The sequence below is a fragment of the Spirosoma luteolum genome, assembly GCF_054778875.1.
Window position 1 is genome coordinate 79,268 of sequence record NZ_BAAGZE010000019.1, and the last position, 25,928, is coordinate 105,195.

The following is a 25,928-nucleotide window of genomic DNA, read 5'->3' on the forward strand; positions in this document are numbered from 1 at the left end:
TCGGCCCATACGTTCTATCCCTTCTGTATGCCATTCTTTCGTTTTATCGTGGTCGGCTGGCTGCTGTTGCAGCCGCTAGCGGCCTTGCTTGCCCAGGCAATCCCCACCATCGACCGTATTTATGACCCGCGCCTGCAAACGGTACTGCTGTTTCCGCAGGTGGGGGCCACCGGCAATCAGCCCGCCGAGTCGCCGGCGCTGGCCCTGAATCCGCCCATTATTTCGCTCGACGAACAGGTGCCCCTGCAGCTCGAATTCGACGATCTGACGGCCAACTACCGATCGTTTCGGGCGCGGCTCATCCACTGCAACGCCGACTGGCAGCAATCGGTGCTCAACGATATCGAGTTTACTTACGAATACAACGACAACCCGATCACCGATTACCAGGTGTCGATCAATACCAAGGTGCCTTATTACCACTACCGGTTTATGGTGCCCCGCGTGAAACTACCGGGCAATTACCTGCTGGTGGTGTACGACGAACGAAACCGGAGCAACATACTGCTGACGCGTCGGTTCTGCACCTACCAGAACAAGATTGCCGTGAGCGCCGATGTGCGGTTTTCCAACGATCCGTCGCGGCAGTTTTCCGATCAGCTGGTCAACCTGGCCATCAGTTACCGGGGCTATCAGGTGATTTCGCCCCAGGACGATTTCAAGGTGGTGATCCGGCAGAACTACCGCGACGACCGGACCATACAGGGGCTGCGGCCAACCAACGTGCGGGCCTTCGACCAGGTGCTCGACTACCAGCTCATCGACCTGAGCAACACCATGCCGGGGGGCAACGAATTCCGGTTCTTCGATACTCGCACCATCCTGTCGCGCGCCAATTACATCGACCGCATCGATCGCCCTGCCGACCGCAATATCGTTTATGTGCAGATCGACCAGCCGCGCAGCCGGGGGGCCTACATCCAGAGCGACGATTTCAATGGTTTGTTCGTCATCGACCACCGCGAAACAGGCAACGGGGCCACCAATGCCGACTACGTCGAAACCGTTTTTACGCTCAGGATACCGTCGTTGCCGACGGGGGAGGTGTATGTAAACGGCGCGTTCAATTTCTGGCAGCGCAACGACCGCAACCGCATGACCTTCGATCCCACCAAGGGGCTCTACCAGGCGTCGATTTTGCTGAAGCAGGGTGTATATAATTACGATTACGTGATCGAAACGGCCGATACACCGCCCCGCGCCGACGAGGGGCTGATCGAAGGCAATTTCTCGGGGACTGAAAACGATTACGAGGTGTTTGTGTACCACCGCCCCCCAGCCGCCCGCGCCGATCAGCTCGTGGCCTACCGGCGCGTAGGGGTCAACAAGCGCAACTGAAAATCGCCGTGGCCGTAGGTTCGTAAACCCGCAGCCACGGCGATTTTTTTATTGAACCGGTGCGCTAGGCGCTGTGCAGAAACTCCATGATGTCGCCATCCTGCACAACATATTCCTTGCCTTCGACCGACAGCTTGCCGGCTTCGCGAACGCCGGCTTCGGTTTTGTACTGCTCGAAGTCGGGCAGTTTCATCACCTGAGCCCGGATAAATTTCTTCTCGAAATCGGAGTGAATCACACCCGCGGCCTGGGGTGCTTTCCAGCCCCGGTGAATGGTCCAGGCCCGTACTTCTTTCACGCCGGCGGTGAAGTAGGTAATCAGTCCCAGAAGCCGGTACGACTCCTTGATAAGCTTGCTCAGGCCCGACTCGGTCAGGCCGTATTCGCCCAGAAACAGTTCCCGTTCGTCGGGGTCTTCCATCTCGGCAATCTGCGATTCGATACCGGCACTGATAATAACGACTTCGGCACCCTCTTCCTTCACGGCCTCGCGCAGGGCGTCGGAGTACGCGTTGCCGTTGGGCAGCGACCCTTCGTCGACATTGGCTACGTAGATCACCGGCTTCACGGTCAGCAGAGCCAGATCGGCCAGAACGGCGTCGCGCTCCTCGGGCGATACGTCGACGGTGCGGGCGCTTTTGCCGGCTTCGAGCGCCGTTTTAAAGCGTTTGAGAATGTCGAGTTCGCTTTTTGCCTTGGCATCGCCTACCTGAGCGGCTTTGGCGATGCGCTGAATTTTCTTGTCGACCGATTCAAGATCTTTCAGCTGCAGTTCCGCATCGATGATCTCTTTGTCGGCGATGGGGTTTACTTTTCCTTCGACGTGTACGATGTTTTCGTCTTCAAAGCACCGGATCACGTGCACGATGGCATCGACCTCCCGGATGTTAGCCAGAAACTTATTGCCCAGCCCGGCGCCCTGACTGGCCCCTTTGACCAGCCCGGCAATATCAACGAATTCGATAATGGTGGGCACGACCTTCTGCGGTTTCACCAGGCCCTCCAGCGTGTTGAGCCGCTCGTCGGGAACGGTAACGACCCCCACGTTGGGTTCTATCGTGCAGAACGGGTAGTTGGCAGCTTCGGCCTTACCGCTCGAAATGGCATTAAACAGCGTGGATTTGCCAACGTTTGGCAGCCCCACGATTCCACATTGTAGACCCATAAGTTGTTTATGAATGAATAGCGACCCACGTACTGGCGTCGCTACGCTTCTCATTAATTTCGGTAAAATTACAACCGGGTGGGCGGACCACAAAAAAAGCCTTCGGCCCGGGCCGAAGGCTGCAACAGGTATGCGGTTCGGCCGGTCTGCGGGAGCGGCCCCGGTCTGCAGTGGCTAGTCCCACTTCAGCTCGCTGGCGAAATCATCCCGGGTGTCGCGTTCGCGCTGGGCAAACTGCGCAAAATCCACGTCGGGCATCAGTTCGGTCTTCAGATGATCGAGCGTTTCCTGCAGGGCTTCCAGAAATTTATCGAAGTCTTCTTTGTAGAGAAACAGCTTTTGTTTTTCATAGGAGAAACCGTCGCCCTGACTGAGCCGGCGACTTTCGGTGATGGTCAGAAAATAATCGTTGGAGCGGGTCGCTTTCACGTCGAAAAAGTAGGTCCGTTTGCCGGCCCGTACGCGCTTCGAATAAATTTTCTCACGATCTCGATCGTCCACAGCAAAGTCTGGTTAAGGGTTCGTCTGCGCTAAAATACGTTGAATCAGGCCAGAATTAAAAGCGGGGAAATGACTATATTTTGGGGAGAAATAGCCACGTTGACGAGTAGAGTTGTGGAGGCCGTTCTACAGTTTTTTGGCTAAATGCTTGGTTATTAGGGTGCCAAAACTTATCTTTGTTTAGTGCCTGTTGCACTTTTTAAGGATAATGCAAGTTGGTCAGGCCGATTGACCGCTGCTGATCGCTCCCGAAAACGTAACCAATAGCTGTATGAATTTACTCGTGTCCTTCATGTTGCTTGCCAGTGCCATGAAACCAGCGGAGACCCTTCCGGGTCTCATACAGAAAGGCAAAGCGTCTTTTTATGCTAAAAAATTCAACGGTCGCCGTACGGCCTATGGCGAACGAGTCGATTCCGAAGCGCTGGCTGGTGCCCACCGTCAGTTCCCCATCAACACCCTCGTCGAAGTCACGAACCTCTCCAACAACAAATCGATAATTGTACGAATCAATGATCGGGGGCCGTTTGCCAAAGGCCGTGTCATCGATCTGACGTATGCAGCCGCCCGGGCCATTGGCATGGTATCGCAGGGGGTAGCCACCGTATCGCTGCGTGTTGTCGGTAAGGGCAAAGCCGAATCGCTGGCGGCCCTGTCGTCGGTCTTTACTAGCCCCGACCTCAACCAGTCGCTGCTGCAGCCCGTACTCTAGGGCCGTATCGCCAATCCGTTTTTTTGCGTACCTTACCTGAATGAAGCAACCCATCAATCTGGGGCAGGTTCGCTCGTTCGGTAATGTCGAATTTCTGGCCCGTCAGCTCGTCGAAGGCTTTATCACGGGGCTCCACAAATCGCCGTTTCACGGCTTCTCGGTTGAATTTGCCGAACACCGGCTCTACAATACCGGCGAGACAACCCGGTACATCGACTGGAAAGTGTTTGGTAAAACCGAGAAGCTCTTTGTGAAGCGCTACGAGGAAGAAACAAACCTCCGCTGCCATCTGCTCATCGACACGTCCTCGTCGATGTACTATCCCGAAGCCACCTACGGCAAGATGACCTTCAGCGTGATGGCTGCGGCCTGCCTGGCCTATATGCTGCAGCGCCAGAAAGACGCGGTAAGTCTGACCACCTTTGCCGATACCATCGAACTCCAGACGCCGGTAAAGTCGACCCCCTCGCATGTACATAAGCTGTTCACCCAGCTCGATCAGCTGATGGTGCAGCCCAAGCCCCAGCGCCGGACTTCGGCGGCCGACGTGATTCATCAGGTAGCCGAGAAAATAAACAAGCGGTCGCTGGTGGTTATTTTCAGCGATATGTTTGAGAATGCGGGCAAAAGCGACGCGCTGTTTGCGGCTCTGCAGCACCTGCGTCACAACCTCCACGAGGTGCTGCTGTTTCACGTTACCGACAAAAAGACGGAGCAGGACTTCGCCTTCGACGAACGACCCTACGAGTTTGTTGACCTCGAAACGGGCGAGACCGTGAAACTCCAGCCGGGCCAGGTGCGCGACTCCTATCAGCAGGCTGTGAAAACGTATTTGCAGGAACTGAAAATGCGTTGCGGCCAATACAAGATCGACTTTATCGAAGCCGACATTGCGCAGGGATTCGATCAGATTCTGACAGCCTACCTGGTCAAGCGTACCAAGATGCGGTAGGCCGCGGCTCCCGCGGCATACGAGCGGATGCCGCGGGAGCCCCGAACCCACTAAAAACGGCCGGGCCGGCGAACACGATCGTTCGCCGGCCCGGCCGTTTACGTAATAGGGGTTACTTACGAACGGCGGTTTTAGCCGGTGTGGCCGGCGCCTTGGCTACGGCTGCCTGTTGCCGTTTGTGAAACTGGATAAAATCTTCGATCTGCTCTACGGGCAGCTTGCGGGCCAGAATTTTCTTGCTCCGGTCGAGGATGTAGACCGTGGGCGTGGTCCAGACGTCGTACTGGTGTCGGAAGTCGGTACGGGCGTTATAGTCGTAGCCGTTGATGGCGTTTTGCAGCTTAAACTCCCGGATAAACTTTTTCCACTCCTCGGGGGTCTGGTCGATGGCGATAGCAACGACTTCGGTGCCTTTGCCTTTGTAGGTGTCGACAAACTTCCTGAGCTTGGGGGCGCTGTCGCGGCAGTGGCCACAGTGCGGATCGTAAAAATAAACGACCGTGTAGTCGGCCTTGATACCCTGGAAATTGATGGGCCGGCGCAGGGTGTCGCTCACAACGGGCGCCGGCAGTATTTTGCCCACCAGCAGCGGCTTCAGCGTGGCCACACGTTCGCCGATGCTTTTGAGCGTCGACGAGTCGGATACGGCCATAACGCCGGTTTTGTAGTACTTCTCAAACATGTGCACAAACAGACCGTCGGTACCCATCACTTTGGGTTGCTCATATTGGCTCGTGATGTAGTAGATCACGTAGTTGAGCATGTCTTTATTTTTGCCGGCCCGGGCTTTTTCCACCAGAAAATCCGCTTCCTTGATCAGCGAATCGGGCACCTGCACGGTAAGTTCCTTGATGTACCGCTCAAGCTTCTTCTGCAAAATGGGCGTTCGGATAAACCGCTCGTCGGCAAAGTCGAAGTTATCCCAGAAATGACCTTTGTAGTAGTTGAACACCCAGGTCGAGTCGTTACGGCCGCTAACGAGTTTGGGTGCGGGGGGCACCTCGGGTTCGCCCGATGCGCTGATCAGCTTGGCCGCGAAGGTGCCCTTGTGCTCGGCAAAAAACTTATTTCGGTCGGTTTGCGCCCGCCTTTGCAGATCGGCCATTTTCTGGTCGACAGCGGCCGCCTGGCTGGGGTCTTTGCGGAGTTTGTTGAGCGCCTGGGCTTCATCGTAAAGCTTGCCCAGCTGCTGCTGATAGCCGTAGAACAGTTCGTTCTCGCGTGAGCCGGTTACCTGCATGTTTTTGATGATACTGCTGGTATCGGTCGTAAAAGCGAACTGCTGATCGTCGTCCATCAGAAACTCGATGTAGCCGCTTTTGGGCATTACCAGCAGATAGAGGCCCGTGGGCAGGGGTTTGGTGCCCGAAAAGACCATGCGGCCCTCGCGGTCGGTGCGCGCAGTGTCTTTCGGAATATACTGGCCCGATCCGTAGTAATGGGCCAGTACACAGGTCGTGTCAGACAGCCCGCGCACCTGCCCGGTAATGGTATAGGCCGGGGTGGTTGCGGTTTGCGCCTGCAAACCCGCTACCGAGGTGAATGCAAACAGGAAGGTCAAAAACAGGTATTTCATGGAACGACAGGGGTGTATCTTCGCAGCTGAACAGGCAAATTTACAGGATTTTGCCGGCAACCAGCTTCCCTAAAACGCTGAGGACCGGCTCACTAGTCTATGTTTTACTTCTTCTCAAAAACCCTCAATTACCTGCTGACGCCGGCTGGCTGGCTGCTGCTGACGCTGGCACTGGCTACGGCCCTGCGCCGGCCGGCGCAACGGCGGTGGCTGGCGGGGCTGGCGCTGGTACTGTTCTGGCTCCTGGGCAATTCGTTTCTGAGCAACGAACTGGCCCATTGGTGGGCCTACCCGCCAGCTGCACTACCCCGGCCCGACAGTACCCGCGCGGTCGCCGTTGTGCTGACCGGGGGCACCACCAACAGCCGAATTGCCATTGCCGACGGTCACCCGTCGCTCGGTCCTGAATCGGATCGACTGGCGCAGGCGCTATACCTCTACAGGCGGGGCGTTGTGACGAAAATTCTGATCAGTGGCGGTATCGGTACCTTACCCTTTGGCACACGGCCCATCGGCGACGAAGGGCATCTGGGTGCCGGGTTTCTGCGGCTGGCAGGCGTGGCCCCGGCCGACATCATCCTCGAAAACAAATCGGTCAATACGCGCGAGAATGCGCTCTTCACCAAAGCCGTGCTGCAGCGGCAGCTGCGCACCAGCCGCTGTGTGCTGGTAACGTCGGCCGCCCACATGCGTCGGGCGGTAGCCTGTTTTCAGAAAGTAGGCGTCGACGTGGTGCCGTATCCGGGCAGTTTCAAACAAACCCCGCGGTCGTTTGCCATTGGCGAATGGCTGCTCCCCAACGAGTCGGCCCTGAAAGAAACCCACGACCTGCTCCGCGAACTGGCCGGCTATGTGATTTATTGGGCGTCGGGGTATTGTTGAGTTGTACGGTTGGCGCGTTACCGCGTTGTAAAGTTGGGTAGAAGCAAAAAAAGTAAGTGACTGCGTGGAGAAACGGGTAGTCGTTATCGTCACGCAATCACTCAATCACTCAATCAAAAAGCACTCAATAAACTATACGCTCAGGATCTTCACCATCCGAAGGAGGTCTTCGCTGATGGGTTTGGGCAGGCGGATGGTATCGCGGAAGGGGGTGTAAACGAGTTCGTTGTTGACGATACCCGCCATCACGTTTTTCTCGCCGTTCATGAGGCCTTCCAGCGCCCCCAGGCCCAGCCGGCTGGCCAGAATCCGGTCGTAGGCGGTAGGAATACCCCCGCGCTGGATGTGGCCCAGGGTTGTTACCCGCATATCGATGTCGGAGGCTACCTGCGCCCGGATTTTCTCGGCTATCTCGGCCGAGTTACCCGCTACTTCGCCTTCGGCGATCACGACGATCGACGACGATTTCTGGCGGCTCCAGCCCGCTTTCAACGTTTCAACTACTTCCGAAATCGGCGTCAGCACCTCGGGAACCATCACCATTTCGGCGCCACCGGCAATCCCCGACTGAATGGCAATGTAGCCCGAGTCGCGGCCCATCACTTCGATAAAGAAGATCCGGTCGTGCGAATCGGCCGTGTCGCGGATTTTGTCGATGGCTTCGAGGGCGGTATTCACGGCCGTGTCGAAGCCGATGGTATAATCAGTACCGTAGAGGTCGTTGTCGATGGTGCCGGGGGCGCCCACCGTTGGGATGCCAAATTCGTCGAAGAAAAGCGTTGCGCCCGTGAACGTACCATTACCGCCGATGGCTACCAGTCCTTCGATACCAAACTTCTGCAGCTGTTCGGCGGCCTGGGCGCGGCCCTCGGGCGTCATGAACTGCTTGCTGCGGGCCGATTTCAGAATGGTCCCCCCGCGCTGCACAATGTTGCTTACCGAGTGGGAGGTCATCTGAAAGATATCCCCATTTATCATTCCGCTGTACCCCCGGCGAATTCCGAATACTTCGATACCGTGATAGACCGCGCCCCGGACCACGGCCCGGATGCAGGCGTTCATACCCGGCGCGTCGCCACCCGAGGTAAAAACAGCTATTCGTTTCATAGGTTAAAGACTAATTTATAACGGAAAAAGGACAAACAGGTCGCTTCGATTTAGGTTTTCGGCTCAAATTTATGGGCATTCTTCTGTAAAATGTACACCTGGCCAACGAATCGCCCCTTTTCGGCTAAAAATTTAAAAAATTCATAATTAGCGTTTCTGGGCAATACCATAAGGCTTAGCGGACGTTGCTATACCCCTCAATAAGGCCCGCAATTGTCTGATATGCGGACCGCACGGACTGCTGCAACCGCGCGGCAACAGCCTCGGCCGCCTGCCGCCCCTGCCGTACACGATCGGGCGTGAGCGATGCCAGAAAGGCCGCTACGGCTGGTTCGATAGGTTGGCGGGCATCGATTAGAAAGGCGGCTTCCTGCAGCAGCCCGTAACTGTCACTGTCGGGATCGCCACAGAACAGTACCGGCGAGCCGGCGCCCACGGCGCTCATAGCTTTGGAGGGTACGGCAATGTGCGTCCACTCGGGCAGCAGGCTCACCAGTTGTACGTCGAGGTAGTGCAGCTGGCTGCGCGGTATACTGGCCAGTTTGATGATGCCGGCCACCCCCTCGGCGGCCCGCAGTACGGCGCTGGCTTTGGTGCCGTAGAGAGCCAGCACAAGCCGAAACCGGGCTGGATCGAGGTTGCGGATAACGCTGAGCAGAAAATCGGCCGAGTGGGCCTGCCCCACGTTGCCGGCATACCCCAGGTAGATCAGCCCGTCGGCGGGGTTGCGCCAGGCGGGGCAGGCGGGGTCGCGCTCCTGGTGCATCAGCACGCCACAGGGCAGCACCGTCGTCGGAATAGGCTGCCCGTACAGGGTTTCGAGGTGGGCGGCCTGCCGGGGTCCGAGCGCCACCAGCTGCCGGGGCGGTCGGCGGTACGTCTGCCGGATAATCCAGCGGTAGACGGGGTTGGTGGGGCTAATCTTGCCTTCGGCCGCAAAGCCTTCGGGAAACAGATCCATCGACCAGAGCCAGTAGGGTATGTTGCGCAGCAGCAGCGATGCCCAGAAAGGCAGCATGGGCGGACTGGTCATGATAAGAAGGGGGCCCCGGCGCACCCGCAACGCCCGCCGGATAAGCAGGAAGCCATCAAGCAGTCCGGCCACGAGTTTGAGTAAGCCGTTCTTGCCGGCATAGATCGGCCGAACGGCGTGGGTTTCGCCCACCGGTTGCCGGATGGCTCCCCCACCGTCGTACGTGCGTTCGATATGCACCACCACGACCTCGATGCCGTGCTGCTCGATCAGATACCGGGCCAGATCCCAGGCCGACTCCCCCGTTATGCCCGGGTTCGGCGGATAGTGTCGATTGACGATGGTAAGGGCGGGCATGGAGGTGTTATTGAGTGATTGAGTGGATTGGTGGTTGAATGAACTGGTGAGTGATTGAGTACCAGTAATGAGAGTGAGCAGGTTGGTGGGCTAACCAGATACGAAAGCGAGTTGTCGGTTAACTAGGTGGTAGATCATCCACACACAATCATCCATTCACTCAACCACTCAATATAAATCGCTCATTGATCGATAAATAGTCAGATACTGCTGCACCACCACGGCTTCGGCGTAGTGGGTTTCGGCGAAGTAGCGGGCGTTGTGGCGTAGCTGGTGGGGATGCGGGTGCGCCAGTAGCTGCGCTATGCCGTCGGCCAGTTCATCGGTCGAGCCGGTGGTGGCCAGATATCCCGTTTCGCCTGGTACAACCATCTCCGGAATGCCCCCGGTACGGAACGCCACAACGGGTGTGCCGCAGCTAAGCGACTCCATGATGGTGTTGGGCAGGTTATCTTCCAGCGAGGGTACGACCAGGGCATCGGCCGCGTTGTAAGCCGCCACAATGTCGTCGACGGTGTCGAGCTGGCCCAGGAGCCGTACCGGATAAGGGCTTTCCCCAACCAGATACGTTTTACCCTTGCCAAAAACCAGCAGTTCGAGCGTCAGGTCGGGCTGGCGCTGGCGCAGCGTTTTAAGCGCATCGATCAGCAGGCGGAAGCCTTTCCGTTCGTCGGTCACGTTGGCACTGCCAAACAGCAGCCGGGGCACCGTTGTGTCGGGCAGGTCGAGCCGGGCGTTGGCATCGCGCCGATCGACGGGGCAGAAGCTGTACTGGTCGATGGTGTTGGGGATGGCCGTTACCGATGCCTGCCCCAACAGCGCCGATTGCTTCAGATCGTCGGCCAGCCACTGGCTCGGGGGCGTGAAGTGCACCCGCGTATTGGCAAAAAGGGTTTGCTTGCGGGCAAACCGCCGGTAGGCCAGGTCATGCGCACCCGGTTTTTTCAGGTAGGGGCAGTGGTGGCAGTGGCTCAGGTAGTGCGTACAGCCACGGCTGTAGTGGCAGCCGCCCGTGAAGGCCCACTGGTCGTGCAGGGTCCAGATTACGGGTTTGCCCAGCGCCAGCAGTGCCTGCAGCCCCGACAGCGACAGGAAGCCGAAGTTGATCCAGTGCAGGTGCAGCACGTCGGCCTCCTGAATGATTGGATGAAAGGTCAGGCTGGTGCCGAATACGGCCGGCGAAAAAGCGAATCGTACCTCGGCACTGCGTTCGTAGGGCAGAAAAAAAAGTCGCTCGGCCGCAAACCGGGCAAAGGCTGTGTTTTCGGCCAGCATGTTGTTGGCCAGATAGCGTACGCCCGCTTCGGGCTGGTGCCGCTCGAGCCGGTTGGGAATACCCACCAGCAGCGTCGACGCTACGCCCTGCGCCAGCATGGCCCGGTGTAGCCGGGTAGCCGCTACGCCAGCCCCGCCCGCGAGGTGGTAGGTGCTGAGGTGGACAACGTTCACGGACGGTAAGCGAAAATGTTGAGTTGCAAATCCATCAGGTCGTTGCCCCGGTAGCGGTGGTTCACCAGCGGTCGGGTGCGCCCCTGGTTGCTGTCGATGTAATACCGAAAGCCGGTTGTTTCGAGCAGCTGCACGATGGCACCCAGCGCCTGCGGATGGCCGATGTAAGCGTGGTATTCGATAAACAGATTTCGGACGTGGGCCAGGGCGTCGTGGCAGTCGGCGAGCACCTCGGTCTCGGCGCCTTCGATATCCATCTTGAGCATATCGACGCGGGTTTCGCGCAGCAGGTAATCGCGCAGCCGCACCGACGGCACGCGCCGACGGCCGGTTTCGGAGTACATCGAGGCCGCATCGGCGTCGCCACTGCCAAAATCAAGGCCTTCGTCGTTGATCCAGACCGCTTTGTTGACCACATCGATGTCGCTGATGTGATTTTTTTGCAGGTTTTCGGCCAGGATGGCGCCAATGGCCGGGTCGGCCTCAAATGCCAGAATCCGGGCCGTTGGGTAGGTCTGCCGGAAATAGGCCAGGCTGGTGCCGATGTTGGCCCCGCAGTCGAGAATTACGGGCGTAGCCGCCGTGGTGTTGAAGCGGTACGACTCATCGGCGAAAATTTCCTTGAACTGCCACGCAAACGACAGCGCATCGGGTACCTGAAAGCGGTAGTTCAGAAACGGAATCACGCCCGATTGGTGGCGTGGTCGCCCGGCATAGCGCAGAAACAGCCACAGCATCCGCCGGCCATTCGGCGTCTGCAAGGCCCGGTACAGATTGGTAAAGAGGTATTTGAAAAGCCACATAATGAGGGTACAGTTTACAGGCAACGGTATTCAGTTTTCGGTTTTTCGCCTGCGCCATCCGCCATCTCAGCGTATCGGCCACTAGACCTGGTGCGATGCGGAGAACCACACCGTAAACTGAAAACGGTGAACCGTATTACTGAAAAGAAAAGCCAATGCCCGCGCCGGGGTACCAGTGGTCTTTGGGGACTTCGGGGTAGTAGACAAACCGGCGGCCGGTGTCGAGGGAGAGCTGCGCCAGTGAAGCCGCAATGTGGGCGTTGTCGCTCAGCAGCACACCCTTCGGCGTGAGTTTGGGCAGCACCACCTTGTATTCCTCCAGCTCGTAGGTCGCCGAGTGATCGCTGTCGTTGATAAACAGATCGATGGGTTGCGCGAAGGCCCGCAGGCTCGTGATCGAATCGCCGTAGAGCACTTCGCCCACCTCGCGGTACACCCCGTCGAGCAGGTAGCCGGCTTTGGGGGCAATATCGGTACCGTAGTAGCGGCCCGGAGCACCTTCGGCCCGGTTGCGCAGCAGCGCCGAACAGAGCAGCACCGCCCCCAGTCCCTTATCGACCCCCGTTTCGATCACCACACCCGGCTTCAGAATACGCGTCAGCGCGTACCAGCCCAGCCGCCGGCCAAACTCGACCCGCAGATCGGCCACGCGCCGGTACGACGAGGTGCGGGTTTTTTCGAGAACATAATCGCGCAGTACGGTATCGGTCTGGGCTTCCCGGATATAAGTCATCACCGTCTGGGGCGACACGCCGGCTACCACCGCTACCGTGTGGGCCAGATAGAGCAGACTATCGTCGGTGAGAGCGTAGGTGTAGTTGGTGTCTTCGCGCGAGTCGACCGACCAGCGCAGAATCTGCCCGTAGCGGTAGTTATAGGCCCGGGTTGCCTGCCGGATGCGGGGCAGATAGTTGACCACCCGCGATTTACGGATCTTATAGAGTCGGTCGAGGCCGAACAGATCGATCAGGAGTTTTCGCATAGATAGGGGAAGAAAGAAAACAGAGGAAAGAAGAGAAAAACCGACAGGTAACGACCACCTGTCTTTCGTCTACCGTCCTGCCTCTTTCTTCTCAAAAGACAAAGATAGGCGTTGTTAGCGAACCCGCCGGATGCGTTGCCAGGCCCCTGCCAGCAGTTCGTTGGCGTCGGGCGACAGCCGCAGGCCGATGACACCCCCCAGAAACAGGCCCGCGATGAGCGCCGACCGCCAGGCCAGGTCGAACAGAATGGCCCAGATGGGTGCACCCGTGGCCGGGTAGGGGAGCTGCACCGCCACCCACCACACGGCCAGCCCAATCAGCACCACGGCGCCATTGCGCCACGAAAACGGCTGCATCTGAAAGGCAAACCCCACAAACAGCGTGCGGGCCAGGTTGAACAGCCCCGTAGCCAGGGCTGCGCCGATGGCCGCACCCGTGATACCGTAGGCCGGAATCAGCCAGAGGTTGGCGGCAATGGTGATGAAGATGAGCAGAATAAAGAAAAGCGAATCGTAGGCGTAGTAGCGCGAGGTCGACAGAATCATGCCGTTGACGCCGGTGGCCATATCGATCAGTTTGCCCAGCCCCAGCCACAGAATCACGTAGTAGCCCGAGTCGTAGCCAGCGGGCAAAAACCGGAAAATACCCGGCAGGTTGGCCGCCACGCCCACAAAGACAAGGCAGCCCGCAATGAGCTGGTTGAGGCAGCTTTTGCGGTAGATCATGGCAATATTCTGCCGGTCGTTTACTTTCCACGACTCGGCAATGAGCGTACCCGACACTTTGTAGAGCGCCGTGGCCGGTACCGCAATCACGGCGGCAAAGTAGGAGGCCGTGCCGTAGACCCCCGTGTCGGATAGCCCCAGCTTATTCGAGATCATGACCTTATCGATGGCCAGAATCACCTGCGACGACAGGGCGGTGGCCAGGCTGAGGGCCGCATAGCGCATCAGATCCCGACGGAGCTGCGGAGCAACGGCCACGAACCGACGGGCTACAAACAGCGCTTCGTCGCGGGCCACGCGGCTAATCATCAGCACCATCGTGATCAGAAAAGCCAGCAGCCACACGCCCATAAACTGCCCGAACGTAACCCAGCCCAGCCAGTACAGCACCCCCGCCAGCAGAATCAGTACGCGCAGCACAAACTGCTGGAGCAGGGTGCCCGTAACGGGGTCGTAGAGCAGTTTGGCGTAGTTGTCGAATACCGAGAAGCCCAGCGAAAACAGCGTCAGCGGAATGAGCAGGTAATAGTAGTCGACGAAGAGGGGTGAGGCTTCGGCGTACTGCGCCAGTACCAGCGGCCGGGCCAGCCACAGCCCCAGCACACACAGCCCGAAGCCCAGCAGCATCGTTACGAGGCTGATGAGCAGGTAACCATTGTGCTGTCGGTCGGCGTTGCGGAAATAGGGAAAATAGCGTCCGCCGGCACTGTTGAACCCCAGCGAGCTGGCCTGGGTCAGCACCTGCGACAGCGAAATCAATAGCGTCAGCAGCCCGATCTGGGCCTTGCTGAACAGGTTTGGAAAAAACAGACCCTGCGTCAGAAACCCCACGGCTACCCCCGCGTAGGTATAGACCGAACTCTGAATGGTCTGCCGTTTGATGATGCCCATCGGGGTCAGTGAGTGAAAGAGTGAATGAGCGATTGAGTGATGAAGTGGCCGGCCATGAATCGCTCGGATGCTTGTAGGCCAGTAACTGGCTCCGGCAAACCACTCAATCACTCAACTACTCATTCGCAATAAGCTCCCACGCCAGCGCCGTGCCGGCTGCGATGTCCTGCGTGGCGGTGCGGCCCAGCACGGTGTCGTAATAGCGGGTGTGCAGGCCGTTGGCGGGCCGGATGCTGCGCACGTTGTCGGGTGTGAAGGCTTCGCCGGCCTGCACGGGTTTCACCACGTACAGCGACCGTTTGAACTGCAGGCTTTTGCACTCTTTGGGCGTCAGCGTGTAGCTGATCTGGCCCATGGCGAGTTGCGCCCGCTCGGTTTCGATAACCAGTGCTTTCAGCTCGTCGGGTTCGAGCGAGAAGGCCGAATCGACCCCACCGTCGGCCCGACGCAGGGTGACGTGCTTTTCGAGCACCACCGCACCCAGCGCCACGGCCGCCACGGCCGCGCCAATACCCATGGTGTGGTCGGAGAGGCCCACCGGCACGTCGAACAGGTCGCGCATGTGCGGAATGGTGTGCAGGTTGGTGCTTTCGGGCGTGGCCGGGTAGGTGCTGGTGCACTTGAGCAGCACCAGCTGGGTACAGCCGTGCTGGCGCAGTACCTTCACCGACTCCTCGAGGTCGGCAACCGATGCCACGCCCGTGCTCATGATAACGGGCTTGCCCGTCTGAGCTACCTTTTTGAGCAGGATGTGATCGGTGTTTTCAAACGACGCAATCTTGTAGAGCGGTACGTCGAGCGATTCGAGGAAGTCGACGGCGGTGGTATCGAAGGGCGAGCTGAACGGAATCAGCCCCCTTTTGCGGGCGTGCTCGAAAATGGGGGCGTGCCACTCCCAGGGCGTATAGGCATCCTGATACAGCTTGTACAGGTTTTTATCGGCCCACAGCGATTTGTCGTCCCGGATGTAGAACTCGTCCGATCCGCCGTTGAACGTGATGGTGTCGGGCGTGTAGGTCTGTAGCTTGAGGGCGTGGGCGCCGGTATCAGCAACGGCGTCGACAATAGCCAGCGCCCGCTCGAGCGACTGATTGTGGTTGCCCGACATTTCGGCGATCACGAAGGGCCGATGGCCGACTCCGATCTGCTGATGGGCAACCTGTATAGACTGGGTACTGCTCATGGACGATTGAGGTAAAGCAAGCTCGGCTGGCCGAGTTCTGAATCGGTAAATTTACCGCTTTCGCCCAACAATGTGAAGCCGGCCCGTTCGAAGGCCCGCACCGATGCCTGGTTGGCCGGTTTGATGTAGGCATGCACCGGCACGGCCCCCCACTGGTCGCGGCAGGCCGCGCACCCCTGCCGAATGAGCTGGCTGGCCAGCCCCTGCCCCCGAAACCGGGCATCGACCGACAGGCCAATAATCACCTCGTCGGGCATATCGGCATCGGGCCGGCGCTCAAATCGCACTTGCCCCACGGCTTCGCCGGTTTCCTGTTCAAACACAAACAACAGCGTGTCGGCGTCGGCAAGCCTGCGTGTAAACCAGGCCGCGTGAGTCTCGGCCGAAATGGGTGCGGTGCTGAACGACTGCCGGCGGGTGTTGGGATCGTTGGCCCAGTCGAAATACAGGGCCGAGTCGGCGGGCTGGGCGGGGCGGTGGGTCAGGGGCATGCTGCGTGGCGTTGGGAAGGGCGTTGGGCTATCAGGCCCAAAGCGGGCTGATGGGGTACAGCTAACCGGCAAACGGCCCGACGGGCGAACTAAACCGGGTCGCTGTCGGACACGGATCAGGTCAGCGGGCAAACAGCGCCCGGAAGCGGTCGGGCGACTGGCCGTCGAAGTACCGGCGCTGACTGGCCAGCGAAGCCTCGACTGTTTCGGGCGAAAACTGCGCGGCCTGAATCGCCAGCTTCAGCATCGTTTCGAGCGATACCGAGGGCGTCATCCGGCTGAGCTGATGCGGAAAATGAACCGACAGCGCCAGCTTTTCGTCGCTCAGAAAGCGGGCCAGCCGGTCCTGATTGTCGGCGGTCATAATACCGATCAGGGGGCGGTTGATGGCGCAGACCTCGTAGGCAATGGTGCTGCAGGCCGTAATGGCCAGACTGCACGCCTGCAGTTGGTCGGCCATGTCGTCGGCGCTCAGGTTTTGCAGAATGGTCAGGTTGGGCAGCTGCTCGCGAAAGGCCTCGATCAGCGGGCGACCCGGATGAAACGGCCCCAGCACCACCTGTACCGCCTGCGACGCGTCGAGCTGCTGAATGGCCTGGAGCACTGTCAGCGATACGTTGTGGACATCGGCCCCGCCCATGCTCACGAAAAAAGGCCCCTCGGTGGGTGTTTCGCCGTAGCCCCGCGCCTGCAGGAAAGCCGGCCGCAGCAGCGCGTAGTGGGGGCCCAGACAAAAATGGGTCTCGGGGTCGGCGTCGTAGTCGCCGGGCGAGATGCCCCCCGCGTGGTTGATGATTGTCTGAGCCACCTGGTGGCCATCCAGCAAATCATCGATCAGAAACAGCCGTCCTGCCCGGGCCCGGATGGCGCGCTGGAACGGCTTGCTGAACGTATAGCCGTCCAGCACCACATCGTCGTGTTCGGTCAGCTGATCCAGAAAGGCGGGGCCGGTGCCGGTAGCTGGCAGTTCGATCACTGTCAGGCCGGCCTCCTCGATGAGCGCGCGCACCGATGGGGCGGGCGTTACGATAGCCAGATACCGATCGTGCTGGTCGTCGAGCATGTCGGCCAGCGCCAGGCAGCGCATCACGTGGCCCATACCCAGCTGGCCATCGGCATCGGCCCGGAATAGAATGCGGTTCATAAGCAGTGAAGTAGGGTATATAGTTTAGGGTATACAGTATACTGTAAACGGTATACTGTGCATGGCCAGTGGGATGAACTACAAACTACAAACCGATCCCCTCATTCTGCATCAGCCGGTATTTAAACTCGGCAATCTGCCAGTCGGCTTCGGTGTCGATATCGTGGGCGTGGAGTTCGGGAATGACCAGCCCGCCCGAGTTGGCCGTGATGAGCTGACCCGACTGCCGAAACCGGCTGGTGTTGAAGGCATAGAACTGCCCGGCATCGTGGTAGGCCGGTGTCAGATCCTGCGAGCGGGTCAGGGCGTGTTCGGGCGCCAGCCAGGCCACGCGGCTGCCGTTGAGCGTGATGGCGCGCTGCACCGGAAAGCTGAACGGCTGTACCGGATAAACCGTGTCGAAGTCGTGGTCGGCCAGCATCGAGAAGGCGCGCTGCAGCAGGTCGGGTGTTATGAAGGGCGCCGTCGGGTAAAGACAGCAGGCCCGGTCGAAAACCTGCCCCCGGTCGGCAAAGTCGGTCAATACTTCCTGCAGCACCTGGGCCGTTGTGGCAAAATCATCGGCCGTTTGGGGGCGCCGGCGAAACGGCACCGTGGCTCCGAGCGACAGCGCCAGTTCGGCCAGCGCATCATCATCGGTCGATACCATCACCGTATCGAACAAACCCGACTGCCGGGCGGCTTCGATGGGATAGGCCATAATGGGTTTTCCCAGAAACGACCGGCTGTTTTTGCGCGGGATGCGTTTGCTGCCTCCCCGCGCCGTGATGATGGCGACGGCTGTCATTTACGCTTTCCGTAACAGGTACATGACATCCTGATTGCCGCTTTCGGCCGCGTTGATATACGGATACAGGGTCTGCTTTTCCAGCGTCAGCTGTGGAAACTGCTGCCGGAACAGCGCTGCGTAGTCGGCCTTCCACAGAAAACCGTCGTTGCCGCGGTAGGGTACGCTGGTCAGGCTGGGGCTGTAGTATTCGAAACCCCACACAAACTGCCGGCTGCACCGAACCATTTCGCCCATGATGCGGGGCAGGTCGTCGGGGGCGATATGAATCAGCACGCCATTGGTGCAGACCACGTCGAAGTAGTTGTCGCGGAAGGGCAACTCGAAGCCCGACCCCTGGATAATATTGATGTACTGGGTCTGCTGCTTGGCCTTCTCGACCGCGTAGGGCTGCAGTTCAACGCCGTAGAGGTTGGTGAACCCCATGTCCTGCAGGCCACGCAGCTGCATGCCCGTGTTACAGCCAACTTCCAGAATGCGCGCATCGCGGGGCAGGTCAGCCAGAAAAGCCGCGTTCATATCGGTCTTGGTCAGGCCCCAGTTCTGCCGGTAAAAGGCGTCCCAGTCGGCCCGGTCGCGGGTATTTCGGTCGGTATAGTGCTGGCCGAATTCGCCAGCCCAGAATTGTTCCTGATGGGTCATGAAAAAGAAGTTTGTGGTTTGTCGTCTGTGGTTCGTGGTTTGCCTGGCGCTAGCTACCCATGAACCACAACCTACAAACCGGATAAAAACGCCTGCACCGACTCGATCACAAAATCCTGTTCGTCGTCGGTCAGGGTGGGAAACATGGGTAGGCTCAGGCAGCGGGCGTAGTAGCGTTCGGCCTGGGGGAAATCGCCGGGCTGCCAGCCAAACTGCCGGTAATACGGCATCAGGTGCACGGGTATATAGTGTACCTGCGCCATGATGTTGCGGCTCCGCAGAAAATCATACAGCGCCTTGCGGTTGTCGACCTGCACCACGTAGAGGTGGTAGGCGTGGCCCACGCCCGCGGGTGGCACAATGGTCGTAACGGCGCTGTCGGCAAAGGCCGCGTCGTAGCGTTTGGCCAGGGCGCGCCGACGGTCGAGCATGGCATCGGCCCGCCCCAGCTGACTCAGCCCCAGCGCGGCCTGGAAATCGGTCAGGCGGTAGTTGTAGCCCAGCTCCTGCAGCTCCATATACCAGCCGCCCCGCTCGGGTTCGCCGGGGTAGGGCTCCGTAAAGTCGCCGGGCTTGTTGGTGATGCCGTGGGTGCGCAGCCGAAGCAGGTGGCGGTACAGCGTTTCGCTGCGGGTCGTAATCATCCCCCCTTCGCCAGCCGCAATGTGCTTGACGGGGTGAAAGCTGAAAATCGCCAGATCGGCCAGTGACCCGTCGCCACAGCGGTGCACCTGGCTGTCGGGGCCGGTAAACGAACCACCCGGCGAGTGGCAGCTGTCTTCGAGCAGCCACAGCCCATGCGCGTCGGCCAGCGCCCGGAAAGCCGCCAGATCAACCGGGTAACCCGCAAAATCGACGGGGATGATGCCGGCGAAATAGCCGGTCGGATGCTGCTCGATCAGGGCGCGCACAGTGTTGATGTCGAGCAGGGCCGTTTCGGGGTCGATGTCGGCAAAGTAGACCTCACCCCCGCAGTAGCGCACGCAGTTGGCCGAGGCCGAAAACGTGATGGGTGTGGTGATGACGCGGGTGCCGGGGCCAACCCCCAGCGCCATACAGCACAGGTGCAGGGCAGCGGTGCCGTTGGCTACCGCTACGGCATACGGCGCGCCGATATAATCGGCAAAAGCCGTTTCGAACGCGCCGATCGTGGGGCCCTGCGTCAGAAAGGGGCCGCGCAGCACCTCGTTGACAGCCGCAATATCGGCGTCGGTAATGTGCTGCCGGCCGTATGGAATCGGGGTATGCATGAGCGTGGTCAGGTAGTAACGGGACGGAGCCGGACGGATGCGTCAGACCGAGAAGCTGGGATCGACGTGCTGCCGGATCTGATCGCGGATCTGCTCGACATTCAGCCAGTCGGTATTGGTACCCGAGTTGTATTTGAAGCCCATCTCGACGGTCCGGCCGTTGAACGCGCGGATATAGTCGTCCATGCTCCAGGTTGGCGTCGACGGCGTAATGACGTAGTACTTGTCGGTTTCGATCGTATTGAGCGAGTCGGTTTCCGTAATCATTTCCTCGTGCAGCTTTTCGCCCGGCCGGATACCAACCAGCTGCTGCTCGCAGGTGGGGCCAATGGCGGTGGCTACATCGGTGATGCGGTACGACGGAATTTTAGGTACGTAAATTTCGCCACCCCAGGCGTGTTCGAGCGCATACAGCACCATGTCGACGCCTTCTTCGAGCGAGATGTTGAAGCGGGTCATGTCGGGGTGCGTAATGGGCAGTACGCCATCGTGCCGTTTGTCGAGAAAAAACGGTACAACCGACCCGCGCGAGCCGATCACGTTGCCGTAGCGAACCACCGAGAAGCGCAGATCGCGGCTGCCCTTCATGTTGTTGGCCGCCACGAAGAGTTTGTCGGAGCAGAGTTTGGTGGCGCCGTAGAGGTTGATGGGGGCGGCTGCCTTGTCGGTCGAGAGGGCTACCACACGCTGCACACCGTTGTCCATGGCGGCATTGATCACGTTTTCGGCGCCGAAAACGTTGGTCTTGATGCACTCCATGGGATTGTACTCGGCCGCCGGCACCTGTTTCAGCGCGGCCGCGTGAATAATAATGTCGATGCCTTCGCAGGCCCGCCGGAGCCGGTCGGCATCGCGCACATCGCCAATGAAAAACCGGATCGACTTGTAGGTTGACTGCGGGTAGTGCTGACTCATCTCGAACTGCTTCAGCTCATCGCGCGAATAGATCACGAGCCGCTTCAGGTTGGGATACCGCTTATACACCATTTCGACGAACTTCTTGCCGAACGAGCCGGTGCCGCCCGTGATCAGAATGGATTTATTGGTTAAGTCAAGCATAGACAGAATAGACAAATTAGGCTGCCGGGCTCACCGTTGAGCCGGGCGTGGTGGTACGAACAGAACTGGACGGGCCGGGCGGAAGGGCCACCCGCGTAAAGGCATCGATATAACTCCGGGCGCTGGCGTTGAACACCGCCACGCCCCGATGGCGGGCGTAGTCGGCCAGGCGGTCGTAGCCCCGGAACACTTTATGGATCGACAGAAACTGCGACGCCATCGACCAGCTGTGCTGCTGCCGGGCATCGGCATAAACCGGCACATGGGCCACCTGGTCGGCTTTTTCGTAGAAATGGGTTTGCTGCATCAGCAGCTGATTCTCGTTGCTGACCCGGATCTGCTCATGCCACGAGGTATCGGCCCCGAACAGGTAAATGGTATCGAACCGGCGGTTGATCATCAGGCTCAGGGTGGCAATAATCACGTTCTGCGCCTGCATCATGCCCAGCCCGCGCGCGCAGAGCCAGAACCGCAGCGCCCGAAAACCATCCACGACGGTGTAGTTGAACGGGGCCAGCTGAATGTTGGGGTTTTTCTCGGCCAGCCGCTGGGTGAGCCAGGAGCCCCGGGCAAACTGCGGTACGTACAGGGTCAGCGGCCAGTCGACCTGTTCGGCCAGTGCCGTTACGGTTTGCCGGATGTCGGCGCGGTCGGTGGGCAGGCCGGCGTAGGTGAAATAAGCCGGATCGAAGAGTACGTAGTTCTGCGGCCGCAGCTGTGCGAACACAGGTGAGTGGGCAAAGTTATTGACGCACACCAGTTCGGTCTGCCGCAAAAAGTCGGTGTGGAGCCGGAGCGACTCGTTGAGCGATGGGCCATTGCCCAGTACGGCGCAAACGGGCTGTCGACGGGCGGGCAACTGCGTACGATACCGGAGCCGAACAGCCACTTTCAGGAGTGACAGCACGGATGCCAGCAGGTTGCTTACCCATTGAGTTACTGATTTTACGCCTTGCTCGATCATGCAGCCGCTACCCCGGTGGGTAAGCCTTTTGGGAGCAAAATAACGAAAAAAAGAGCAGACCGTCATGCCGGCCCCGCTCGCTACAGCACCTTCTCGAACACCCGTTTGGGCGATGTCTGCGCACCCAGATTCCGTTTGAAACGCATCAGGCTGGGCTTGGGCAGGCGGTTGCTGTCGAGCGATACACCCAGGTCGAGCAGGCCGATGGCGTGCTGCTGGCAGTGCGCGTAAAGGCCTTCGGTGAGCAGCACCATGGGACTGAAGGCGTCGTAGGCCGGGTCGGATACCGGCAGAAAATTGTACAGAATGTCGCGCCTGACGCGCACCGTTACACTTAAGGCAACCAGCTGCCCGGCATCGCGCACGGTAAACACCTGAAACTGATCGGGGAATTGATGAAGCAGCGTAGCAAGCTGGGCCGGGGCCAGGGTGAGGGCGTGCCGGCGCTGCTGCCGAATCTGCCCGATAAACGCATTGACAAGGGCCGCATCGGGCTGCTGCCAGCGCTCGACCCGAAAGCCCGCCTGCCGGCACTTGCGCAACCGCCGTCGTTCGGCCGCATCGACACCCAGCGCGAACGGTTCGTCGCCAACGGGCAGGTAGAAGTTGTCGTTTGTATCGACCAGCCGAAAGCCCTGCCCCAGCAATTGATCGCAGAGCCGCCGGGCCTGGTCGGGCGCATAGCAGTCGGGATAGTTGACCAGCCGGAGCGACGAAACGCCCAGCGACCGGGCACTGTCGGCGAGGCTGATGAGGAGTTGATTCAGGATCGCATCGGGGAGCTGCCGGGTAAACTCGACGGAGCCAAAGGGAGCTGCCTTTGGGCTGACCGCCCCCGACGAACTGATGAAGAACGCACAGCGCCCGTCGGCCCGCCGGGTGGTCTGGTTCAGGGCCGTGAGCAGGTGGAGCCCACCGTTCTGCTGCTGGCAGAGGTGGTCGGCATCGTTGAACAGAAACCCATCGCTGGCAAATGGCGGAATCGCGGCCGGCGCCGGGTCGTGTTGTTGCAGTATGGTGTAAGAAGGCATCAGGAGAAGGCAGGTTGAGGTCGAACCCGGCAATTTTTGAGTGCGAACCCGTTCGATTCGGTATAGAAATTGACAGTAGCTACCTGACGAAGCGTGTGCATTTTGATAAGGACATGCGGCCTGTTTTTGAGTCGGGCATAGGCATTGATAAACACGAAACTATAACAGTTGTGTCGCGGGAAAAGGGTACGGGCGAGGCAGATGGATTGGTCCAGAATCTGGATTCGCTCAGTTCTTTAGTCCTGTGGTGAAAACGTCGAAACGGTTACAAACGTCGGTTATCAATAATCGTTCCGGGTTTTTGGCGGTCGGTCTGCTTCGATTTATAGTGAAAAGAATATGTGTACTACTGAGGCTCTGTTTAGACAAGCCACTAACTCTATGACAAAACCGTTTACGAACCCCCTGTTTCGGCAGATTACCGCGCTGATCAATCGACTTTACCAGCCGCAACAAGTCAGCCGAAGTCTGCTACGGGCTATGACCATCGGGTGGCTATGTGGCCTGATGAGTCTGTGGCAAATGCCCTCGGTACAGGCGCAGAACTGTACCAACTACCGCTTGCTGGTGGCCAACTACGGCAACAACACCGTAACGTCTTATTCGACAACGGCGGCCAACACCTCTGCTTTTATCAACACCCTCATTCCGGCGCCGGCTGGGGGGCTCGATCTGCCTAACTCGCTGCTGCTCTACCAGGACAAGCTGTATGTGGCCAATGCCGGGGCGGCTCCCGACCATATTAAGGAGTTTGACCTGACCAGCACTGCCGGCCTGGTATCGACCACGACCTCACGGACACTGACGGCCTCAAACCTGAATTTTCCGGAGAAGATGATTGTTGGCCCGGATGGTTTTTTATACGTAGCAAACTTCGGTTTACGGACCATTAGTAAGTACAATATCGTTACAGGGGCTTTTATTGCTTCCTATACCGTTACTAACCCCACCTCGGCAAACCATAGTCTTCTGGGGCTTGCCTTTGTAGGCACTGATCTGTATGTGACGGAGGGCCTTCTGAACTCAAACGGTGGCGGGCGGCTGATTCGAATCAGTAATCTGGGGGCGGGTACGCAGACTACGGTGATTGCGTACCCGGCCACACAATCACCCAGAGGGTTGACCCTCGGGCCCGACGGAAACCTGTATATCAGTTCGATCATCGTATCGGGTGGACTGACCACCAGTGCCGTTATCGATAGGGTAACTCCCTCATCATCGGCCGCTACCCTGACGCAGACCCGATTCGTAACGGGCATTCCATTCGTTGCCACCCGGCCGCCCAACCCCTATCAGGGGCTGAATTTCAGCCCGGATGGCTTTCTGTACGTCGCCGACTTTGATAATAACATTGTTCGGGTTTATCAGAACGTTGGTGGCGTCGGAGTCGAAACAACCCGTTCGTTCTCCACGGGTCTGTCGGGCCCGCACTATGTGCAGTTTTATTGCCCCTGCGCAGCCGAGGCTGTGCTGACACCCGCCAGTATTACCGCCTGCTCAACCGAAACGTCAACCGTAGCCGTCAGTACGACGGGCATGACGACGCCGGTGAGTTATACAGTGAGCGTAGGTGCATCATCGACGGTATTGACCGGGCAGGGCACCAGCCTGTCGTTTCCCGTAACCTCTCAAACCAGCACCACCTTTAAAGTAGCGGCTTTCGACCAGATCGGTTGTGCGGCTCAGGCAACAGGCAATCTGACGGTCAATCCAACGCCCGTCGCTACAATCAGCTCACCGCAGGGTACCGGTTCATCGGTTTGTCTGGCTGGCGGACAGGCCCAGCTGACAGGCGCTTCGACTGTGAATGGCAGTACCTATCAGTGGACGGGACCTGGTGGGTATTCGGCCACTACCCAAACCATTACGGTGTCGACGCCCGGTACCTATACGCTGATAGTATCGGCTAATGGATGCGCCAGCGATCCGGTAACCGTCACGGTCAATCAAACGCCAACCCTCACTCTCGCCAATAATGGACCGATTACGTGTGCGCAGCCAACCGCCACGCTGAGTGCCAGCATCAGCACCTTTGGTAGTTCATACAGTTATCGGTTTAGTACAAACGGTACAACGGTATCCGGACAGACGGCCGCTACGCAATCGGCTATTGTCAATCAGGCGGGCACCTATTCCTTAACCGTTACGTCAGCTAGTGGCTGTACGGCCGTAGCCAGTACGGTCGTCACGGCCAATACCACGGTGCCGACAGTATCGGTGAGCAACACGGGGCCGCTGAGCTGCACGCTGACCAGCGTCACGCTCAGCAGCACGGCCACGGCGGGAGTAAGCTATCGCTGGAGCAACGGGGCTACCACCGCTACGACGACAGCCAGCACAGCCGGCACGTACTCACTAACGGTGACCTCGGCTAACGGCTGTACGGCGGTGGCCAGCACGACGGTGACCTCAGATGTGGCTTCACCGACAGTGGCGGTGAGCAACAACGGTCCGCTGAGCTGCACGCTGACCAGCGTCACGCTCAGCAGCACGGCCACGGCAGGGGTGAGCTACCGCTGGAGCACCGGCGCTACCACCGCTACCACCAATGTCAATCAGGCCGGCACGTACTCACTAACGGTGACTTCGGCTAATGGCTGTACGGCAGTGGCCAGCACGACGGTGACCTCGGATGTGGCTTCACCGACAGTATCGGTGAGCAACAACGGTCCGCTGAGCTGCACGCTGACCAGCGTCACGCTCAGCAGCACGGCTACGGCGGGGGTGAGCTATCGCTGGAGCAACGGGGCTACCACCGCTACGACGACCGCCAGCACAGCCGGCACGTACTCACTAACGGTGACCTCGGCTAATGGCTGTACGGCAGTGGCCAGCACGACGGTGACTTCGGATGTGGCTTCACCGACAGTGGCGGTGAGCAACACGGGGCCGCTGAGCTGCACGCTGACCAGCGTGACCTTGAGCAGCACGGCCACGGCGGGAGTAAGCTACCTGTGGAGCAA

At 59.1% G+C, this 25,928-nt stretch carries 22 protein-coding genes and 1 pseudogene; 5 read left to right on the top strand and 18 right to left on the bottom strand.

Annotated elements, in window-relative coordinates:
• Positions 1-27: 27 nt before the first annotated feature.
• A complete protein-coding gene (locus ACYVAC_RS17285) occupies positions 28-1,338 on the top strand; it encodes a type IX secretion system plug protein (protein ID WP_461099014.1) in 1,311 nt (436 codons plus the stop codon).
• Between the two features lie 64 nt (positions 1,339-1,402).
• Here ACYVAC_RS17285 and ychF read toward each other — a convergent pair whose 3' ends face one another.
• Together ychF and ACYVAC_RS17295 are read right to left on the bottom strand one after the other, a co-directional pair.
• Positions 1,403-2,503 (bottom strand): redox-regulated ATPase YchF, encoded by a 1,101-nt coding sequence (ychF, locus tag ACYVAC_RS17290; RefSeq protein WP_461099015.1) that lies wholly within the window; start codon positions 2,501-2,503, stop codon positions 1,403-1,405.
• A 174-nt stretch (positions 2,504-2,677) separates the two neighbouring features.
• Positions 2,678-3,004: a DUF3276 family protein gene (locus tag ACYVAC_RS17295; protein ID WP_461099016.1), complete on the bottom strand. Its 327-nt coding sequence runs from the start codon at positions 3,002-3,004 to the stop codon at positions 2,678-2,680.
• A gap of 271 nt (positions 3,005-3,275) precedes the next feature.
• On the opposite strand from ACYVAC_RS17295, the gene ACYVAC_RS17300 reads away from it, so the two are divergent.
• Positions 3,276-3,716: a septal ring lytic transglycosylase RlpA family protein gene (locus ACYVAC_RS17300; RefSeq protein WP_461099017.1), complete on the top strand. Its 441-nt coding sequence runs from the start codon at positions 3,276-3,278 to the stop codon at positions 3,714-3,716.
• A 40-nt stretch (positions 3,717-3,756) separates the two neighbouring features.
• Positions 3,757-4,668, top strand: a complete 912-nt coding sequence (locus ACYVAC_RS17305) for a DUF58 domain-containing protein (RefSeq protein WP_461099018.1) — start codon at positions 3,757-3,759, stop codon at positions 4,666-4,668.
• 112 nt (positions 4,669-4,780) lie between these two features.
• On the opposite strand, the gene ACYVAC_RS17310 is transcribed toward ACYVAC_RS17305, so the two are convergent.
• On the bottom strand, positions 4,781-6,244 hold the full coding sequence (locus tag ACYVAC_RS17310; RefSeq protein WP_461099019.1) for a thioredoxin-like domain-containing protein: 1,464 nt from the start codon (positions 6,242-6,244) through the stop codon (positions 4,781-4,783).
• A gap of 99 nt (positions 6,245-6,343) precedes the next feature.
• On the opposite strand from ACYVAC_RS17310, the gene ACYVAC_RS17315 reads away from it, so the two are divergent.
• Complete coding sequence (locus ACYVAC_RS17315) at positions 6,344-7,126, top strand: YdcF family protein (RefSeq protein WP_461099020.1); 783 nt, start codon at positions 6,344-6,346, stop codon at positions 7,124-7,126.
• Positions 7,127-7,258: 132 nt separating this feature from the next.
• Here the strand turns inward: ACYVAC_RS17315 and pfkA are convergent, their stop codons facing one another.
• The 15 genes from pfkA to ACYVAC_RS17390 all read right to left on the bottom strand — a co-directional run bounded on the left by pfkA (position 7,259) and on the right by ACYVAC_RS17390 (position 22,965).
• A complete protein-coding gene (gene pfkA / locus ACYVAC_RS17320) occupies positions 7,259-8,233 on the bottom strand; it encodes a 6-phosphofructokinase (protein WP_461099021.1) in 975 nt (324 codons plus the stop codon).
• A gap of 175 nt (positions 8,234-8,408) precedes the next feature.
• Positions 8,409-9,563: a glycosyltransferase family protein gene (locus ACYVAC_RS17325; protein WP_461099022.1), complete on the bottom strand. Its 1,155-nt coding sequence runs from the start codon at positions 9,561-9,563 to the stop codon at positions 8,409-8,411.
• A gap of 168 nt (positions 9,564-9,731) precedes the next feature.
• Entirely contained in the window at positions 9,732-11,012 is a 1,281-nt protein-coding gene (locus tag ACYVAC_RS17330) for a glycosyltransferase family 4 protein (protein WP_461099023.1), read from the bottom strand.
• The gene (locus ACYVAC_RS17335) at positions 11,009-11,815 is read right to left on the bottom strand and encodes an FkbM family methyltransferase (RefSeq protein ID WP_461099024.1); all 807 of its coding nucleotides are present in this window, start codon (positions 11,813-11,815) and stop codon (positions 11,009-11,011) included. Before ACYVAC_RS17335 ends, ACYVAC_RS17330 begins: the two co-directional genes overlap by 4 nt.
• A 136-nt stretch (positions 11,816-11,951) precedes the next feature.
• The gene (locus ACYVAC_RS17340) at positions 11,952-12,797 is read right to left on the bottom strand and encodes a class I SAM-dependent methyltransferase (protein ID WP_461099025.1); all 846 of its coding nucleotides are present in this window, start codon (positions 12,795-12,797) and stop codon (positions 11,952-11,954) included.
• Between the two features lie 114 nt (positions 12,798-12,911).
• A complete protein-coding gene (locus ACYVAC_RS17345; protein ID WP_461099026.1) occupies positions 12,912-14,414 on the bottom strand; it encodes a lipopolysaccharide biosynthesis protein in 1,503 nt (500 codons plus the stop codon).
• Positions 14,415-14,529: 115 nt separating this feature from the next.
• Positions 14,530-15,597 carry a pseudaminic acid synthase gene (gene pseI / locus ACYVAC_RS17350; RefSeq protein WP_461099027.1) on the bottom strand — a complete coding sequence of 356 codons (1,068 nt, stop codon included), beginning with the start codon at positions 15,595-15,597 and terminating at the stop codon, positions 14,530-14,532.
• Positions 15,594-16,088, bottom strand: coding sequence for a GNAT family N-acetyltransferase (locus tag ACYVAC_RS17355; protein ID WP_461099028.1), 495 nt, complete (start codon positions 16,086-16,088; stop codon positions 15,594-15,596). The genes pseI and ACYVAC_RS17355 overlap by 4 nt, the downstream gene beginning before the upstream one ends.
• Positions 16,089-16,209: 121 nt before the next feature.
• A complete protein-coding gene (gene pseG / locus ACYVAC_RS17360; RefSeq protein WP_461099029.1) occupies positions 16,210-17,232 on the bottom strand; it encodes a UDP-2,4-diacetamido-2,4,6-trideoxy-beta-L-altropyranose hydrolase in 1,023 nt (340 codons plus the stop codon).
• Positions 17,233-17,317: 85 nt separating this feature from the next.
• Positions 17,318-18,019 (bottom strand): pseudaminic acid cytidylyltransferase, encoded by a 702-nt coding sequence (gene pseF / locus ACYVAC_RS17365; RefSeq protein ID WP_461099030.1) that lies wholly within the window; start codon positions 18,017-18,019, stop codon positions 17,318-17,320.
• On the bottom strand, positions 18,020-18,661 hold the full coding sequence (locus tag ACYVAC_RS17370) for a pseudaminic acid biosynthesis-associated methylase (protein ID WP_461099031.1): 642 nt from the start codon (positions 18,659-18,661) through the stop codon (positions 18,020-18,022). It abuts the gene before it with no gap.
• 71 nt (positions 18,662-18,732) lie between these two features.
• Positions 18,733-19,911: a UDP-4-amino-4,6-dideoxy-N-acetyl-beta-L-altrosamine transaminase gene (gene pseC / locus ACYVAC_RS17375; RefSeq protein WP_461099032.1), complete on the bottom strand. Its 1,179-nt coding sequence runs from the start codon at positions 19,909-19,911 to the stop codon at positions 18,733-18,735.
• Positions 19,912-19,953: 42 nt separating this feature from the next.
• Positions 19,954-20,970 carry a UDP-N-acetylglucosamine 4,6-dehydratase (inverting) gene (gene pseB, locus ACYVAC_RS17380; protein ID WP_461099033.1) on the bottom strand — a complete coding sequence of 339 codons (1,017 nt, stop codon included), beginning with the start codon at positions 20,968-20,970 and terminating at the stop codon, positions 19,954-19,956.
• 16 nt (positions 20,971-20,986) lie between these two features.
• A complete protein-coding gene (locus ACYVAC_RS17385) occupies positions 20,987-21,934 on the bottom strand; it encodes a hypothetical protein (RefSeq protein WP_461099034.1) in 948 nt (315 codons plus the stop codon).
• Between the two features lie 80 nt (positions 21,935-22,014).
• Positions 22,015-22,965: a GNAT family N-acetyltransferase gene (locus ACYVAC_RS17390; protein WP_461099035.1), complete on the bottom strand. Its 951-nt coding sequence runs from the start codon at positions 22,963-22,965 to the stop codon at positions 22,015-22,017.
• Between the two features lie 381 nt (positions 22,966-23,346).
• Here ACYVAC_RS17390 and ACYVAC_RS17395 point away from each other — a divergent pair.
• Positions 23,347-25,928, top strand: a pseudogene (locus ACYVAC_RS17395) (hypothetical protein); the annotation flags it as partial.